Origin of the sequence: Tomitella gaofuii (genome assembly GCF_014126825.1) — a bacterium.
Classification (GTDB): Bacteria; Actinomycetota; Actinomycetes; order Mycobacteriales; family Mycobacteriaceae; genus Tomitella; species Tomitella gaofuii.
On record NZ_CP059900.1, the window covers coordinates 1,064,537 to 1,079,483 of the forward strand.

A 14,947-nucleotide genomic window follows, 5' to 3' on the forward strand; every position below is an offset into this window, starting at 1 on the left:
CGACCCGTGGGTGCTCGGCGCCGGCGGGCATGCGGTGCCGCGGTGGGCGGGGCGCGCGCCCCGCGTGGTGGCCGGACGAGTTCGACTGGGTGGTGGGCTGCAGATACCGCGGCCAGCCGCGGCGCACGGCCCCGGTGCGCAACCTCATGGGCTGCAACATGTCGTTCCGCCGCTCCGCGGTCGAGGAGGCGGGCGGGTTCGACGCGGGGCTCGGGCGCACCGCGGCCGGCGCCGCGGGCTGCGAGGAGACCGAGCTGTGCATCCGCATCGCGGCGGCCCGGCCCGGCGGGGTGTTCCTGCTCGACCCGGCCGCGCGCGTCCACCACTACGTGCCGCGCGAGCGGGCGACGGCCGCGTACTTCCGGCGCCGTTGCCTGGCGGAGGGGGCGTCGAAGGCCGGCGTCGCGCAGCGCACGGGCGCGGCGGCGGCGCTGCGCACCGAGCGCGCGTACGTGCGCCGCACGCTGCCGGTCGGGGTGGGGCGCAACCTCGCCCGGGCCGTGCGCGGCGAGGGGGCCGGGATCCTGCGCGCGGGGGCAATCGTCGCCGGCGCGGGTCTCACCGCGTACGGGTTCGCGGGCGCCCGGCTGGGCGCGCATCGCGTCCCGGCAACCGTGGCCGAGCCGATCCTGCCGTTGATCCTCGACGGTGCCGACGTGCCCGCCGTCCCCAGCGCCGACGGAGCAGGACACTACGGCCGGGCGCTGTGCCTGCTGCTCGACGACGGCATTCCCGTGGCCCGGCGAATCACCGAGCTCGACCGGGTCGACGCATCCCCGCCACGCGCAGCCCGGCCGCGCGCCGCAGGTCGGCGGCGCCCCGAGGCGACGGTGGTGATCGCCACCCATGACCGGCCCGCCGGCCTGGCCGAATGCGTGCTGTCGGTGTGGCGCGGCACCGCGGTGCCCGCGCGCATCGTCGTGGTCGACAACGCCCCGTCCGACGCCGCCGCCGAGCGCACCGTCGCCGCACTGGCCGGGGGCGGCTGCCCCGTGGACTACGTGCGTGAGGACCGCCCCGGCCTCGCGCTCGCGCACAATGCCGCGCTGCCGTTGATCGTCACGCCCGTGGCGGCGTTCACCGACGACGACGTGCTGGTACACGAGCGGTGGCTCGAGGCGCTGCTGGACGTGTTCGACGCCGATCCGTCGACGATGTGCGTCACCGGGATGATCGCGCCGCGCGAGCTCGACACCCTGCCCCAGCAGTGGGTGGAGGCGCGGGCGGTATTCGACAAAGGCCTGCGGCGCACGGTTTTCGACCTGGACGGGCCGCGCCCCGGCGACCCGCTCTTCCCGCTCACCGCGGGCGCGTTCGGCTCGGGCGCCAGCATGGCCTTCCGCACCGGCTACCTACGCGCCGTGGGCGGCTTCGATCCGGCGCTGGGCGCCGGCACGGCAGCGATGGGCGGCGACGACCTGGCCGCCTTCTACGACGTGGTGCGCGGCGGGCATCGGCTCACCTACGAGCCGTCCGCGATCGTGCTGCACCCGCACCACCGCGACTACGCGCAGCTGCGCCGCCAGGCCTACGGCTACGGCGTGGGCCTGGGCGCGTACCTCACCCGGTGCGTGCTCGACGACCCGCGCACGCTGGCCGTGCTGGCGCGCAACGCCTCCGCCGCGGTGGCGCGGGTGTCCGGCGGCGACGCCGAGCCGGTGATCCCGGGGCTGCCGCCGTACCCCCGTGCGCTGGTGCGGGCGCAGCGCCGCGGCATGGCCGCGGGGCCGTACCTCTACCTGCGCAGCCGGCGGCGTACGGCGCGGGCGGCCCAGGAGGTGCGGGCATGAGCGCCGTGATCCCGATCCTGCTCTACCACTCGGTGCGGCCCGTGCCGGCGGAGGGCTTTGAGCGCTTCACCATCGACCCCGGCCTGTTCGCCGAGCACCTCGACACCGTCACCGGCCTCGGCTTCACCGCATGCACTGTGGGCGCGCTCGCGGCGATGCTGCGGGCGGGCACCCCGCCGCCGCGGCGCACCGTCGTGATCACCTTCGACGACGGCTACGCCGACTTCGCCGAGTATGCGTGGCCCCGGCTGCGCGCCCGTGGCCTCACGGCCACGATGTACGCGGTCGCGGGACACCTGGGCGGGCGCAGCGCCTGGATGGACGGGCAGGCGGGGGCGATGCGGATGCTGCCCGCCGCCGACCTGCGCGCGCTGTCCGGCGAGGGCCTGGAGATCGGCGCGCACAGCGTCAGCCACCCGCAGCTCGACTGCCTGCCGCTGGCCTGCGCTCGCGAGGAGATCCGCGACAGCCGCGCCATCCTCGAGGACGCGCTGTCCTGCGAGGTGACCACCTTTGCCTACCCGCACGGCTTTCACGACCGGAACGTGCGCCGCGCCGCCATCGACGCCGGGTACACCTCGGCGGCTGCAGTACGCAACGCGCTGAGCCACACCGGCGACGACGTGTACCGGCTGGCGCGCATCACCATGGCCCCCGACGACGGTCCCGGCCGCATCGCCGCGCTGCTCCGCGGCCGCGGGGCCCGCATCGCCGCCCCGCACGAGCGGATGCAGACCACCGTGTGGCGCGGCACGCGCCGCATCCGCAGCCGGCTGCGGGCGGTGCACGCATGACCGGCGTCGCGGTGACGATGCCGGCGCCGCGGGAACGCTGGCGCGGGATCGTCGCCGCCAGCGACACGGCCCTGCCCGAGCAGGTGCCTGAATGGGTGGACGCGGTGTGCGCCTCGAAGCGCTACACCGACCTAAGCCGGCTGTACGTGTTCGACGACGGCACCGAGGCGGTGCTGCCGCTGGTGCGCCGGCGCGGCCCGGCCGGGATCGGCGGCAGCCTGCAGTCCTTCCCGCCGGCGTGGGGGATCGGCGGGCTGCTCAGCGCGCGGGCGCTCTCGGCGCGGCAGGTGCGCGACGTGCTCGGCGACCTGCGCCGCCAGCGCGCGCAGCGGGTGTGGATTCGGCCGGACCCGGTGGCCGCGTCCGCGTGGCGGGCCGCCGCCGGTGCCGCGGGCGCGACGCTGGTGCCGCGCCGCGCGCACGTGCTCGAGCTGGCGCCGGGCCGTGACGCGGTGTGGGCGGGGCTCTCGCAGACGGGGCGGCGCAACGTGCGCCTGGCGCGTCGGTCCGGGGTGGAGGTGGTCTCGGCGCACTCGGGCGCGCTGCTCGACGAGTACTACGGGCTGTTCCTGTCCTCGGTGGACCGGTGGGCGGAGCACCAGCACGAGCCGCGCCCGCTCGCCCGCGCGCGGGCCCGCCGCCGCGACCCGCTCGCCAAGCTGGCGGCCATGGGCAAGCATCTTGGCGAGGACTTCGTCGTCACGCTCTGCCGCGTGGACGGCGTCGCGGTGGCCGGGGTGGTCGTGCTCTACGGGCGTACGGCGCACGGCACCCGGGCGGCGATGGATCGCGAACGCCTGGGGCGTTCCCACGCCAGCGAGCTCGCCTGCTGGACCTCGATCGAGCTGGCCCTCGAGCGAGGCTGCACCGCCTTCCACATGGGCGAGTCGGGCGGCTCGACGGAGCTGGCCCGGGCCAAGGAGAAGTTCGGCGCGCACCCTGTCGACTACGCAGAGGTGCGCCTTGAGCGGCTGCCCTGGACGCGGGCCGACGGTGTACTGCGCGCCGGGGTCAAGCGTGTGATCGGATTCCGCGATGACTAGCGGCCGGCGCCGGCCTGGTGGGAGCCCTCCGGCCACGCGCAAGGTCGTGGCTGCGGCGGCTGCCGCCGTGGTGCTCGCGCTGACGTCCGCGTGCACCGTCAACGTATCGCTGGGCCACGAGGGACGCGACGGCGCCGCCTCCGCCGCGTCCCCGACGGTGTCGCCGCGGCCCACCGCGCGGCCCGGGGGAGCGCACGCGTTCGACGAGCAGTTCGACGGCGCCCGCTTGGATATGTCGCGATGGAGCACCTGCTACTGGTGGCAGGAGGACGGCGGCTGCACGATCGCCTCGAACAACGAGCTGGAGTGGTACCGGCCGGAGCAGGTCTCGGTGCGCGGGGGCGCGCTGGTACTCACCGCCCAGCACCGCACCGTCAGCGGCGACGGCGACACCTTCCCGTATGTCTCGGGCGTGGTCACCACGGGTCCACCGAAGCACGACGCCCCACCGAAATACACCTTCACCTACGGCACCGTCGAGGTCCGCTTCCAGATCCCGCGCGGTGCGGGCCTGTGGCAGGCGATCTGGCTGCTGCCGGCGAGCGAATCGTCGGTGCCCGAAATCGACATGATGGAGGCCGTGGGGCAGCTCCCGGGCGAGGCCAATATGTACTTCCACCCGGGCGACCGTGCACAGTCGGTGAGCGGGCAGACCGTGGCCCTGCCGGAAGGAGCCGACCTGTCGCAGACGTGGCACACCGTGCGGCTCGACTGGTCGCCCGGGCTGCTTGTGTACTCGCTGGACGGGGCGGAGGAGTGGCGGGTGACCGGCGATCAGGTCCCGAGCGAGCCGATGTACCTGCTGCTCAACCTTGCTGTGGGCGGCGTCTACGGCGGACAACCCGACGCCTCGGCGTTTCCGGCCGAGTTTCTCGTCGACTCGGTACGCATCGAGCCTGCGGGGGAACAGTGACCCTCACGCGGCCGGAGGCCGCGGCACCGGGCCACGCGGCCGCTGGCGGTCCCCGCCGCGCCGGGCGCGCGCTGCGCGCCAACGCCGCCGCACTCATCATCAGCACCGGCGTCACCTCCGCCGCGGGTTTCGCCTTCTGGGCAATCGCTGCCCGGCTGCTGCCCACCCACGCGGTGGGAGTGGGCACAGCGCTGGTGTCGGCGATGACACTGCTCGCCAACCTCGCCACCCTGGGCCTGCGCAACGGCCTGGTGCGCTTCCTGCCCGTGGCCGGGGCCTCGTCGCGGCGGCTGATTGCGGGAGCCTACGCGGCGAGCGCGACGGCGGCGGTGCTCGCCGCGGCAGTGTTCCTCGCCGGGCAGCGCTGGTGGGCGCCGCAGCTGGCGTTCCTGCGCGACGGGGCGGCCACGGCCTGCGCCTTCATCGCCGCAACCGCGGTGTGGGTGCTTTTCGTGCTGCAGGACCAGATCCTCATCGGTCTGCGCAGCAGCGTGTGGGTTCCGGTGGCCAACGCGCTGTACTCCGTGGCCAAGCTCGCCGCGGTGCCGCTGTTCGCGGCGTCGGCCACGTGGGCGGTGTTCGCGGCCACCACGCTGCCCGCTGCGGCGGCGGTGGCCGGGGTATCGGTGCTGGTGCTCGCGCTCACGGCACGCCGCCGCGCCGCGGGGAGCGTCGCGGCTGGCGGTGGCGCGGAAGACGGGGAAGCCGCCCGCGGCGGCGTGGAGCCCGCGCGCTTCCCGCTGCGGCTGCTCGTGCGGTTCGCCGCCTACGACCAGGCCGCGTGGCTGGTGTGGATGGCCGTGCCCGAGGTGCTCACTCTGATCGCCCTCAACGTGCGCGGGGCCGACGCCAGCGCCTATTACTACATGGCCAACGCCATCGGGTATTCGCTGTACCTGGTCACCAGCAACATCGGCAGCGCGCTGATCGCGGAGTCGGCGCACGACCCGCTGCAGTCCGTCGCCCACGCGCGGCGGGCGCTGGGTTACTGTGTGGCGCTGGTGGTTCCGGCGGCGCTGTTCGGCACGGCAGTGGCGCCGCTGGTGCTGCGGGTGCTGGGCAACGACTACGAGGCTGGCGCCACCGGGGCGCTGCGGCTGATCCTGCTTTCGGCGATACCGCAGATCGTCGTGGGCATCAGCGTGAGCACAGCGCGCGTGCGCGGCGACATGCGCACCGTCGTCGCCGTCTACGTCCTCATCGCCGCAATGATCTGGACAGGCAGCTGGTTCGCGCTCAGCGCCTGGGGCGTCACCGGCATCGGTGCGGCGGTGCTGGTGGCACAGTGCACGGCCGCCGCGCTGCTGCTTGCCACCGGAAAGACCGGCCTGTTCGGCGACGCGGGCGGGCGAGCAGCGCTGGCCGGCGCGCCGCGCGCGTGGCGGCAGCGGCGTCTGGGTCGGGACGCGGCCGGCGGGCTGGGCGCCGCCCTGGCGGCGTGCGGGTTCGATGTGGGCGCCGCTGTGCGCCGCCTCGACGCGGAGTCGGACACCCTCGTGCTGGCCGTTGACGACGCCGGCGTGCCCGCGGTGCTCAAGCTCTCCACGTCCGCCGCCGCCGACCGCGGGCTGGGACGGCACGCCGAAACCGTCGCCCGCCTGCGTGCGTCGATCGACGCGGACGCGGCGGCGGTGCTGCCCACGGTCCGAACCATCGTGAGGGTGGAAGGCCGGACGGCGGTGTGCGAGACGCGGCTGCCGGGCCGGCCGTTCGACGCCGGTGCTGCCGCGTCCGCCGCGGAGGCGGCCGCCGCGTTCGCCGCGCTGGGCCGGGTGCAGCGGGGCACGGCGCGCGCGGTGCGCGTCGATGGTGAATGCCTCCGCCGGTGGGTCGACACGCCCCTAGACGTGCTGCGCGGGGCCGACGGCGCGCCGGGGGCGCTCGCGCTGGTGCGCGAGCGGCTGCGGGCGCCGCTCGACGGCGCCACCGTGGTGACCGCGCAGGCGCACGGCGATTTCTGGCCCGGCAACGTGCTGGCAGACGGCGCCGCGGTGACGGGGATCGTCGACTGGGAGAACGGCGACCCCGACGCCCTGCCTGACTTGGACCCGGTGCACTGGTATCTGGCCACCCGGCCGGCCGAGCTGGGCGCGGCGGCGTGTGCGGCACTGAGAGATCCAGACGGGCTTCGCCGGTTCCTCGCCGATGCCGACGCACCGCGGCCCAACCCGGCCCTGCCGCTGGACGTGCTGGTGCTGCTGGCATGGTTGCAGCACGTGTCCAACACCCGGCTGCGGGCCACCCGTAACGCCCCGGGCGCCGTGTGGCACCGGCGCAACGTGCGGCCGGTGCTGCAGCTCGTGGCCGGCGGCAGCGGTGGTGCGGTGCGGTTCGGTGCGGCGCCCGCCGGGACCGGTCGCGCGGAGACGGGGGGCGCGCGATGCTGATGGCCGCCACGAGCCGGCGGGGCGCCGCACAACCCCCCGGCCCCGAGAGCACGCCCGGGCGCGCCGCCGCCGCGTTGCGCGCGCAGGCACGGCCGCTGCTGTGCCTGGCGGCTGCGGTGCTGTTGTGGTGCGTGGGCTTCGCCTGCGCGGGCGGGCCGCTGAGCATGGGCGGGCTGGGGCTGCTGAACCTGTTCGACATCGCCACCACGACGGGGCTGGCGCTCCTTCTGCTAGGCACGCTGGCAAGTATTTTCGCGCGGCGCCCCGGCTGGGTGACGGGCACGCACATCGTGACCTATCTGGCGCTGGTGCACGGCACGCCGGCCGTGCTCTACGGCACGGTGCGCTACGCGTGGTCGTACAAGCACCTCGGCATCGTCGACTACATCCTGCGCAACGGGGCCGTCGACCCGCACATCGGCGTCAACCCGATCTACCACAACTGGTCGGGCTTCTTCGCCGGCAGCGCATTGGTCTCGTCCGCGGGCGGCGTGCACGACGCCTTCACGCTGGCGCTGTGGGCGCCGCTGGGGTTCAACCTGATGATCCTCGTGGTGCTGCGGTTCGTGCTGCGCGGACTCACCGACCGCGAGGACCTGGCCTGGCTGGCGGTGCTGTGGTTCTTCGTCATCACCTGGGTGGGGCAGGACTACTTCTCGCCCCAGGCCATGGCGTTCGTTCTGTACCTGGCAGTCATAGGCACGCTGCTGCGGCGCGACATGCCCGCAGCAGTGCGGCTGGGCCTGTTCACGGTGACGGTGGCGGCGCTGGCGGTGACCCACCAGATCACGCTGCTGGTGCTGGTGTCGTCGGTGACGGCGCTCGTGATGTTCCGCGTGGTGCGCGGGTGGTACCTGCCACTGATCGCGATCGTGCTGTGCGGGGGATGGGCGCTGACGTTCGCGCGCGGCTACACGGTCGCCAACGTTAGCGAGCTCATCGCGGGTTTCGGCCGGCCGGTGGCCAACGCCGATGCCACCTTCGCCAAGTCCGCGGGGGCGAGCGGAGCCGAGGCGCTGGTGTCATGGGGCGACCGGTCGACGGTGGCGCTCGCCGTGCTGATCGCACTGATCGGTGCGTGGCTGGCACGGCGGCGCGGCCACCCGCAGCGTGCCGCCCTGGTGCTCATGGCCGCTCCCGTCGCCACCATGGTGCAGACGTCCTTCGGCGGCGAGGCGCTGTTGAGGGTGTATCTGTTCGCGGCGCCGTTCATCGCCTACCTCGCGGCGATGGCCTGCCTGCCCCCGGCCCGGGCCTCCGTGGAGGCCGGGGCGGGGGGGTCCGGCGGGATCCACCGTCGGTCGGGGCCGCCCGGTTCCGCCGTCCCGGGATTCCCGTATCGCCGCTTCGTGGCGGCGGCCGCCGCGGTGGCGCTGGTGGTGCCGGGCTTCTTCCTGGGCTACTACGGCAAGGAGCGCGGCAACTACTTCACGCAGGACGAGGTGGCGGCGTCGGCATGGGTCGACCGGACCGCGCCGCCCGGGTCGCTGCTGGTCACTGGGAGCACCAACTATCCGGGCCAGTTCCTCTACTACGACAAGTTCGCCTACGTGGCGATCGATCGGGAGCCTGGGCCCTCGCGCGAGAACGTCGTCACGCATCCCGTGGGCGTGCTGCACGACTGGTTGACCAATCCGCAGTTCGCGAGGTCCTACCTGCTGATCACTCGGTCGCAGGAGATCGGTTCCGAGATGGGGCGCACGCTGCCGCCGGGCACGCTGGCGGATGTGGAACGGGAACTGCGGCGCTCGCCGCAGTTCACGGTGGTCTATGAGAATCCCGACGCGGTGGTGTTCGCGCCGTCCCAGGCGGGGGAGGGGTCATGAACGATCGGGGCGGGGCGCGGCCCGTCGCCACGGCGGCGTCGGCGGCGTCGGCCGCGGCGGCCGCGGCCACCGCGGTGGTGATGGTGGCGCTGGTGGTGTATCCACCGCTGCGGCTCGGCGCGGCGGCGCTGTTCTGCCTGCTGGCGCCGGGCAGCGGGTGGGCCTGGCGGCTTGCCCGCACCGGCCGTATCCGGCCGGCCGACCGACTCGCCGTGGCGCTCGTGCTCAGCGTGTGCGCGACGACCGCCGTCGCGACTGCGATGGTGGTCAGCGGGCTGTGGTCGGTGGCGGGCGGGATCGCCGCGCTCAGCGTCGTCACTGCGGGGGGCTTTGCATCGTGGCCGCAGTTTTGGCGCGGAATGCAGGGGCGGCTACTTCGGGCGAGGACGCCACGGCGGCGCCTCGTGCTGCGGCGGGCGCGATCCGGCGGCTGTCGCGGGGCCGACGTATCGACGAGTGAGCCGCGATGAAGCATGTACTGTCTTCACGGTGTGCGAATACCGGCAATTCGGTATTCATCGATGGTGCCGCTCAGTCCCTCGGTATCTGGCGGGAGCGTGTCCCAGTCCGCGGACCGCTGCGGCCGCGGTCCGCGGCCGCAGAGCTGACCCCCGGGCTGTTGCGCTGATTCGGGGCGCCACACGCAGCCGGGGGCGGTCATCCGCACCGCACGCGATATGGGATAGGAAGGCGGGCACGCAGCTCATGGTGAGGCAGGAGCGGGCCGAGGCCACCCGACGACAGATCCTGGACGCTGCGGCGACGGTGTTTTCCAGAGATGGTTACGTGGCCGCGAATCTGGGCGAGATTGTCACGCATGCCGGCGTCACCAAGGGCGCGTTGTACTTCCACTTTGATTCCAAAGGGACTTTGGCGCGCGCGATCATCGCCGACCGCGACTTGCGCGTCGCGCACGCTCGCCGGATGATCGCCGCGTCGAACCTGCCCCCACTCGAAGACCTCATTCAGCAGTCGCTCACGGTCGCCGCACTCGTTTATACCGACGCGTACGTGCGCGCCGGCGACAGGCTTGTCCAGGAGATCGGTGAGGCCGGCGCCGAGGCGGGCGTCACCTCGAGAGCGGTGCGCGCGCAGATCACCGCGTTGCTCGCCGCCGCCGCCGAGGGCGGCGATGCCCGGGTAGACGATCCGGCCGCGGTGGCCAGGGTGCTGTGGGCACAGTTCTGCGGCGCGCGGGTGGCCGCACGGCTGGCTCCCGACGAGTTCGACCTGATCGACGGCGTCGAGGACATGTGGGCCATGGTTATCGATTCGATCATCACCGAGGACTTGCGCGGGTACTTCCGTCAAGTGGTCACGCGTGCAGCGGGCATGTATCGCACAGCGACGGCCGTGTCCGCCGAGGCCGACGGGGGAGCCGAACCCGCATGAGCGAGGCCTGCAGGCGACGCGGCCGGCCCCGTCCCGCCGCGGCCCCGTCCCGCAACATCGGTTCCCGCCCCGGGGCCGCCCCATGGGTGTCGGGCGGGTGACGATGCGGGTGAGTTGTTTTTGTCCTCGCGGCCGCTTCGTCCGAAACATGCAGGTGGGGGTGCGGTCATCGCGGGTGTGCCCTTTCGAGTGGGATGTGAGAGTTTCCTCGAAAGCCTCCCCCGGTGACCGCTTCTACGCCGGGACCATCACGGTCGGCGTGTCCACGCTCTCGCGGGGCTCGTACACCACCCTGCCGGACTCAACTCGGCGTGTCGTGAGCGCCGGGGAACTATCGCGTCACGCATACGGTGGCGGTGTCGCGCGTCAGCGCATACTGGACTTTCGCCGTTTCCTGCGGGCGTGCTGCCGCTGCCCGACCAGTCGCTCGTGCTTCTGCGGTTGATGACTGCGCCCGTGCCTTGTCACCGATCCGGCCGGGCTGGGCTTCGAGGCAAACGAGGTCTTTCGCGTCGTCACCGGTCACAGCACCGACAACCCGGACGACGGCCCGGTGGACTCGACCCTCGACGCCGTACAGTCCGCGCCCGACTGGCGTTCGTTGGCGGCGTGCGTTGCGGCGGTGAAGTTCGTATCAGGCACCCGGCTGGTGTGGACGGTGGACGACCGCACGTCAGTGCACTGGGAAAGTCCCGCGGTCTGGAGGCTGCAGTGGGGAGCGACTGCCCGGCGTCTCCCCGGCAGGTGCCGGCACCGCCGCCGCGGCGGCGCCGGTGCACCGCGCCAGTGGCAGAATCCGTGATCATGACCGGCCAGTCCCAGCCCAGCCCAGCCCAGCCCCGGCCTCCGTGGCCGCAGGCGCTCGCGACCATCGACCACGACGCCCTCGCCCACAACGTCGGTGTGATCCGCGAACGCGCCGGGGACACCCCGGTCATGGCCGTCGTCAAGGCCGACGGCTACGGGCACGGCGGCGCGGAGGTGGCCCGCACGATGCTGGCGGAGGGGGTGCGCGAACTGGGCGTGTGCACACTCTCCGAGGCGCTGGGCCTGCGCGCCGCGGGCATCACCGCGCCGATCCTGTCGTGGCTGCACACCCACGACGCCGACTTCGCGCCCGCGATCGCAGCGGGGGTGGACCTGGCGGTGTCCACCCGTCGGCACCTCGCCGCCGTGGTGGACGGCGCGCGCCGTGCCGGAGCGCCGGCGGTGCTGACGGTCAAGGTGGACACCGGGCTCAACCGCAACGGCGTGAACGCGGACGACTGGCCGGGGCTGCTCGAGGCGGTCGTCGCAGCGCAGCGGGCCGGCGACGTCCGGCTGCGCGGCATCTTCACGCACTTCGCGCGCGCCGACGAGCCCGATCACCCCGTCATCGACATCCAGGCTGCGCGGCTCAAGGAGATGGTCGACCAGGCGTGCGCCGTCGGACTGGAACCGGAGGTCGTGCACGCGGCCAACTCCGCCGCCACCCTCACCCGCCCGGACCTGCGCTTCGACATGGTCCGGCCGGGGATCGCGCTCTACGGGCTCTCGCCGATGCCCGAGGTGTCCGACTTCGGGCTGCGCCCGGTGATGCGGCTCTCCGGCCGGTTCGTCAACGTCAAGGTGGGTGCGCGAGGGGGAGGGGGTGTCCTACGGGCACACCTGGACCGCCCCCCACGACACCACCGTCGGAGTACTGCCGCTGGGCTACGCCGACGGCATCCCGCGCACACTCAGCGGACGGTTCGATGTGACGGTGGACGGCGAGCGGCGGCCCGCCGTCGGACGGGTATGCATGGACCAGTTCGTGGTGGACCTGGGGCCGGGCTCGGGCGTGGAGGTCGGCGACGAGGCGGTGATCTTCGGCGACCCGCGCCGCGGCGAGCCGCACGCCCAGGAATGGGCCGACGCGCTCGGTACCATCCACTACGAGGTGGTCACCGGGGTGAAGGGACGCGTGCAGCGCCGCTACGTCGGGAGCCGGGGCTGATGCCGCAGCGCATGCTGGCCGCGCCCGCGGACACGGAGGATTTCGGGGCGGAGCTCGCAACGGAGCTCGCCGCGGGCGACGTGGTGATCCTCGACGGGCCGCTGGGGGCCGGCAAGACCGTGCTCGCCCGCGGCATCGCCCGGGGGCTCGGCGCGCAGGGCGCTGTGACGTCGCCGACGTATGTCATCGCCCGCGTGCACCCGGCGGGCGGGCGGCGTCCGGACGGCGGGGCCGCGACGGCGATGGTGCACGTGGACGCCTACCGCCTGGGGGACGGCCCCGGGGCGCTCGACCAGCTCGACGCCCTCGACCTCGATACCGACCTGGACGATTCCGTGGTGGTCGTCGAGTGGGGCGCGGGCCTCGCCGAACGGCTCGCCGATCACCACGTGGTGGTGCGGCTGCGGCGCGATCCGGACACGGACGTGCGCACGGCGGAATGGGAGCGCCATACCGGCAGCGCGTGAACTCCGCGCGTGACGCGCGGGCGCCGGCGGTCGGTGCGGTGACGGCCCGCGCGTTCGGCGTTTGCGCAGGTCGGTACGATGGGGGACCGTGCTTGTTCTCACCGCCGACACCTCCACGCCTGCCGTCACCGCCGGGCTCGTGCGCCTGGACGAAGGGGCCGCCGCGACGGTCGCCGTGCGGGTGACCCGCGATGCGCGCGCCCATGCCGAGGTGCTCACTCCGCAGATCCTGGAGTGCCTGCAGGACGCGGGCGCGGCGCCGGCCGACCTTGACGCCGTCGTCGTGGGCGCCGGGCCGGGGCCGTTCACCGGGCTGCGCGTGGGGATGGCGACGGCGGCCGCCTTCGGCGACGCGCTCGGCATCCCGGTGCAGGGGTGTGCAGCCTCGACGCCATCGCCGCGCAGGCCCGCGCCGACGCGCGGCGGCGGCCGCGGCGCTTCCGGAGGAGTACCTGGTGGTCACCGACGCGCGGCGGCGCGAGGTGTATTGGGCGCGGTACCGGGGCCGCGAGCGGGTCGAGGGTCCGGCCGTCGCCGCACCGGCCGACGTCGCCGTCGGCGCCGCGGGCGTCGCAGCAGGGTCGCCGGATCACATTGCGACGGTGGGGCTGCCGGCGTTCACCCCCGCTTCGCCCACGCCGTGGGGCTTGTGGCGGCCGCGGCGGACCTCCTCGCCGCGGGCACGGAACCCGCACCGCTCGAGCCGCTGTACCTGCGGAGGCCCGACGCCGCCGAGCCGACGCCGCGGGTGCCGGCTGCGCAGGTCCGCGCGTGAGCGCGCCCGGCGGCGACGAGACGGGCGGGATCACCGTCGGCCCGCTCGAGTTCGCCGACGCCCATGCGTGCGCCGCGCTGGAGCGGCTGCTGTTCGCAGGGGAGAGCCCGTGGCCCGCGGCCGCGTTCGCCGAGGAGCTGCGCGCGCCGCACACCCGGTTCTTCGCGGCGCGCCGCAGTTCCCCGCAGCATCCGCGCCCGTGGCTCGTGGGCTATGCGGGCATCGCGCTGCTCGGCGGTGCGGAGCCCGAGTCGGAGGTGCACACCATCGCCGTCGACCCGAAGGTCCAGGGCCGGGGCGTGGGGCGGCGGCTGCTGGCGCTGCTGTTGGCCGAGGCCGACGCGCACGGCGGGCCGGTGTTCCTCGACGTGCGCACCGACAACGCGCCGGCGATCGCGCTGTATCGGAGCGAGGGCTTCGAGAACGTCGGGCTGCGCCCGCGCTACTACCAGCCCAGCGGGGCGGACGCGTACGTGATGTGCAGGCGTGCGGCGGAAGACACGGACGGCAAGGAGAACGCGCGATGATCGTCATGGGTATCGAGAGCTCGTGCGACGAGACGGGCGTCGGCATCGTGCGCCTGGAGACGGGTGCCGACGGCGCTGCGCGCGTGGAGCTGCTGGCCGACGAGGTGGCCAGCAGCGTCGACGAGCATGTCCGCTTCGGCGGGGTGGTGCCGGAGATCGCCTCGCGGGCGCACTTGCAGGCGATCGTGCCGACGATGCGCAGGGCGCTCGCCGCCGCCGGCGTGGACCGGCCCGACGCTGTCGCCGCCACGGTGGGCCCCGGGCTCGCGGGCGCGCTGCTGGTGGGGGCGGCGGCGGCGAAGGCCTACGCCGCCGCGTGGGGCGTGCCGTTCTACGGGATCAACCACCTGGGCGGGCACGTGGCCGTCGACGCCCTCGAGCACGGGCCGCTGCCCCGGGCCGTGGCGCTGCTGGTGTCCGGCGGGCACACGCAGTTGCTGCTGGTGGACGGACTCGGCGCGCCGATCGTCGAGCTCGGCTCCACTGTGGACGACGCGGCGGGCGAGGCGTACGACAAGGTGGCGCGCCTGCTGGGGCTCGGTTATCCGGGCGGGCCCGCCATCGACCGGCTGGCCGGGGCGGGCGACCCGTCCGCCATCGCGTTCCCCCGCGGCATGACGGGGCCGCGCGACGCCCGGCACGCCTTCTCCTTCTCCGGCCTCAAGACCGCCGTGGCGCGGTACGTGGAGCGTTGCGAGCGGGACGGCCGCCCGGTGCCTGCAGCCGATGTCGCGGCCGGCTTCCAGGAGGCGGTGGCCGACGTGCTGACGATGAAGGCCGTGCGTGCGTGCGTGGACGAGGGCGTCGGCACGTTGCTCATCGGCGGCGGGGTGGCCGCCAACTCCCGGGTGCGGGCGCTGGCGGAGGAGCGTTGCGCCGCGGCGGGCATCACGCTGCGCGTGCCGCGGCCGCGCCTGTGCACGGACAACGGCGCGATGATCGCGTCGCTGGGCGCCCACCTCATCGCGGCGGGCGCCGCGCCGTCGCCGCTGGGCATCTCGACCGATCCGGGTCTGCCGGTGCAGACCAGCCAGGTCGGCTGAGGCGGACCTGCGCCG

Annotated in this window: 12 protein-coding genes and 1 pseudogene; all 13 read left to right on the top strand. The window is 74.2% G+C overall.

From position 1 onward, the window contains the following. Nucleotides 1–89 precede the first annotated feature (89 nt). Nucleotides 90–1,790, top strand: coding sequence for a glycosyltransferase family 2 protein (locus H4F70_RS04820; protein ID WP_220471769.1), 1,701 nt, complete (start codon nt 90–92; stop codon nt 1,788–1,790). Beyond that, nucleotides 1,787–2,584 (top strand): polysaccharide deacetylase family protein, encoded by a 798-nt coding sequence (locus tag H4F70_RS04825; RefSeq protein ID WP_182359211.1) that lies wholly within the window; start codon nt 1,787–1,789, stop codon nt 2,582–2,584. The genes H4F70_RS04820 and H4F70_RS04825 overlap by 4 nt, the downstream gene beginning before the upstream one ends. After that, the gene (locus H4F70_RS04830; protein WP_182359212.1) at nt 2,581–3,627 is read left to right on the top strand and encodes a GNAT family N-acetyltransferase; all 1,047 of its coding nucleotides are present in this window, start codon (nt 2,581–2,583) and stop codon (nt 3,625–3,627) included. The genes H4F70_RS04825 and H4F70_RS04830 overlap by 4 nt, the downstream gene beginning before the upstream one ends. Nucleotides 3,628–3,673: 46 nt before the next feature. Beyond that, nucleotides 3,674–4,540 carry a glycoside hydrolase family 16 protein gene (locus tag H4F70_RS04835; RefSeq protein ID WP_182359213.1) on the top strand — a complete coding sequence of 289 codons (867 nt, stop codon included), beginning with the start codon at nt 3,674–3,676 and terminating at the stop codon, nt 4,538–4,540. Then, complete coding sequence (locus H4F70_RS04840; RefSeq protein WP_182359214.1) at nt 4,537–6,927, top strand: hypothetical protein; 2,391 nt, start codon at nt 4,537–4,539, stop codon at nt 6,925–6,927. Before H4F70_RS04835 ends, H4F70_RS04840 begins: the two co-directional genes overlap by 4 nt. Continuing rightward, nucleotides 6,927–8,753 (top strand): hypothetical protein, encoded by a 1,827-nt coding sequence (locus tag H4F70_RS04845; RefSeq protein ID WP_182359215.1) that lies wholly within the window; start codon nt 6,927–6,929, stop codon nt 8,751–8,753. Before H4F70_RS04840 ends, H4F70_RS04845 begins: the two co-directional genes overlap by 1 nt. Further along, nucleotides 8,750–9,223, top strand: coding sequence for a hypothetical protein (locus H4F70_RS04850; protein ID WP_182359216.1), 474 nt, complete (start codon nt 8,750–8,752; stop codon nt 9,221–9,223). The genes H4F70_RS04845 and H4F70_RS04850 overlap by 4 nt, the downstream gene beginning before the upstream one ends. Before the next feature lie 235 nt (nt 9,224–9,458). Next, nucleotides 9,459–10,145, top strand: a complete 687-nt coding sequence (locus H4F70_RS04855; protein WP_182359217.1) for a TetR/AcrR family transcriptional regulator — start codon at nt 9,459–9,461, stop codon at nt 10,143–10,145. Between the two features lie 804 nt (nt 10,146–10,949). Continuing rightward, nucleotides 10,950–12,120, top strand: a pseudogene (alr, locus tag H4F70_RS04860) (alanine racemase). An 11-nt stretch (nt 12,121–12,131) separates the two neighbouring features. Continuing rightward, a complete protein-coding gene (tsaE, locus tag H4F70_RS04865; protein WP_235681490.1) occupies nt 12,132–12,587 on the top strand; it encodes a tRNA (adenosine(37)-N6)-threonylcarbamoyltransferase complex ATPase subunit type 1 TsaE in 456 nt (151 codons plus the stop codon). Between the two features lie 88 nt (nt 12,588–12,675). After that, nucleotides 12,676–13,362, top strand: a complete 687-nt coding sequence (tsaB, locus tag H4F70_RS04870) for a tRNA (adenosine(37)-N6)-threonylcarbamoyltransferase complex dimerization subunit type 1 TsaB (protein WP_235681340.1) — start codon at nt 12,676–12,678, stop codon at nt 13,360–13,362. Next, nucleotides 13,359–13,889, top strand: coding sequence for a ribosomal protein S18-alanine N-acetyltransferase (gene rimI / locus H4F70_RS04875; RefSeq protein WP_235681341.1), 531 nt, complete (start codon nt 13,359–13,361; stop codon nt 13,887–13,889). Before tsaB ends, rimI begins: the two co-directional genes overlap by 4 nt. Then, the gene (gene tsaD, locus H4F70_RS04880) at nt 13,886–14,932 is read left to right on the top strand and encodes a tRNA (adenosine(37)-N6)-threonylcarbamoyltransferase complex transferase subunit TsaD (RefSeq protein WP_182359219.1); all 1,047 of its coding nucleotides are present in this window, start codon (nt 13,886–13,888) and stop codon (nt 14,930–14,932) included. Before rimI ends, tsaD begins: the two co-directional genes overlap by 4 nt. The last annotated feature ends 15 nt before the right edge of the window (nt 14,933–14,947 follow it).

Bases quoted from the DNA above. Each gene is read 5' to 3' on its own strand.
- tsaD (WP_182359219.1), top strand. From the start codon at position 13,886: ATGATCGTCATGGGTATCGAGAGCTCGTGCGACGAGACGGGCGTCGGC.
- H4F70_RS04825 (WP_182359211.1), top strand. From the start codon at position 1,787: ATGAGCGCCGTGATCCCGATCCTGCTCTACCACTCGGTGCGGCCCGTG.
- tsaE (WP_235681490.1), top strand. From the start codon at position 12,132: ATGCTGGCCGCGCCCGCGGACACGGAGGATTTCGGGGCGGAGCTCGCA.
- H4F70_RS04850 (WP_182359216.1), top strand. From the start codon at position 8,750: ATGAACGATCGGGGCGGGGCGCGGCCCGTCGCCACGGCGGCGTCGGCG.
- H4F70_RS04830 (WP_182359212.1), top strand. From the start codon at position 2,581: ATGACCGGCGTCGCGGTGACGATGCCGGCGCCGCGGGAACGCTGGCGC.
- H4F70_RS04855 (WP_182359217.1), top strand. From the start codon at position 9,459: ATGGTGAGGCAGGAGCGGGCCGAGGCCACCCGACGACAGATCCTGGAC.
- H4F70_RS04845 (WP_182359215.1), top strand. From the start codon at position 6,927: ATGGCCGCCACGAGCCGGCGGGGCGCCGCACAACCCCCCGGCCCCGAG.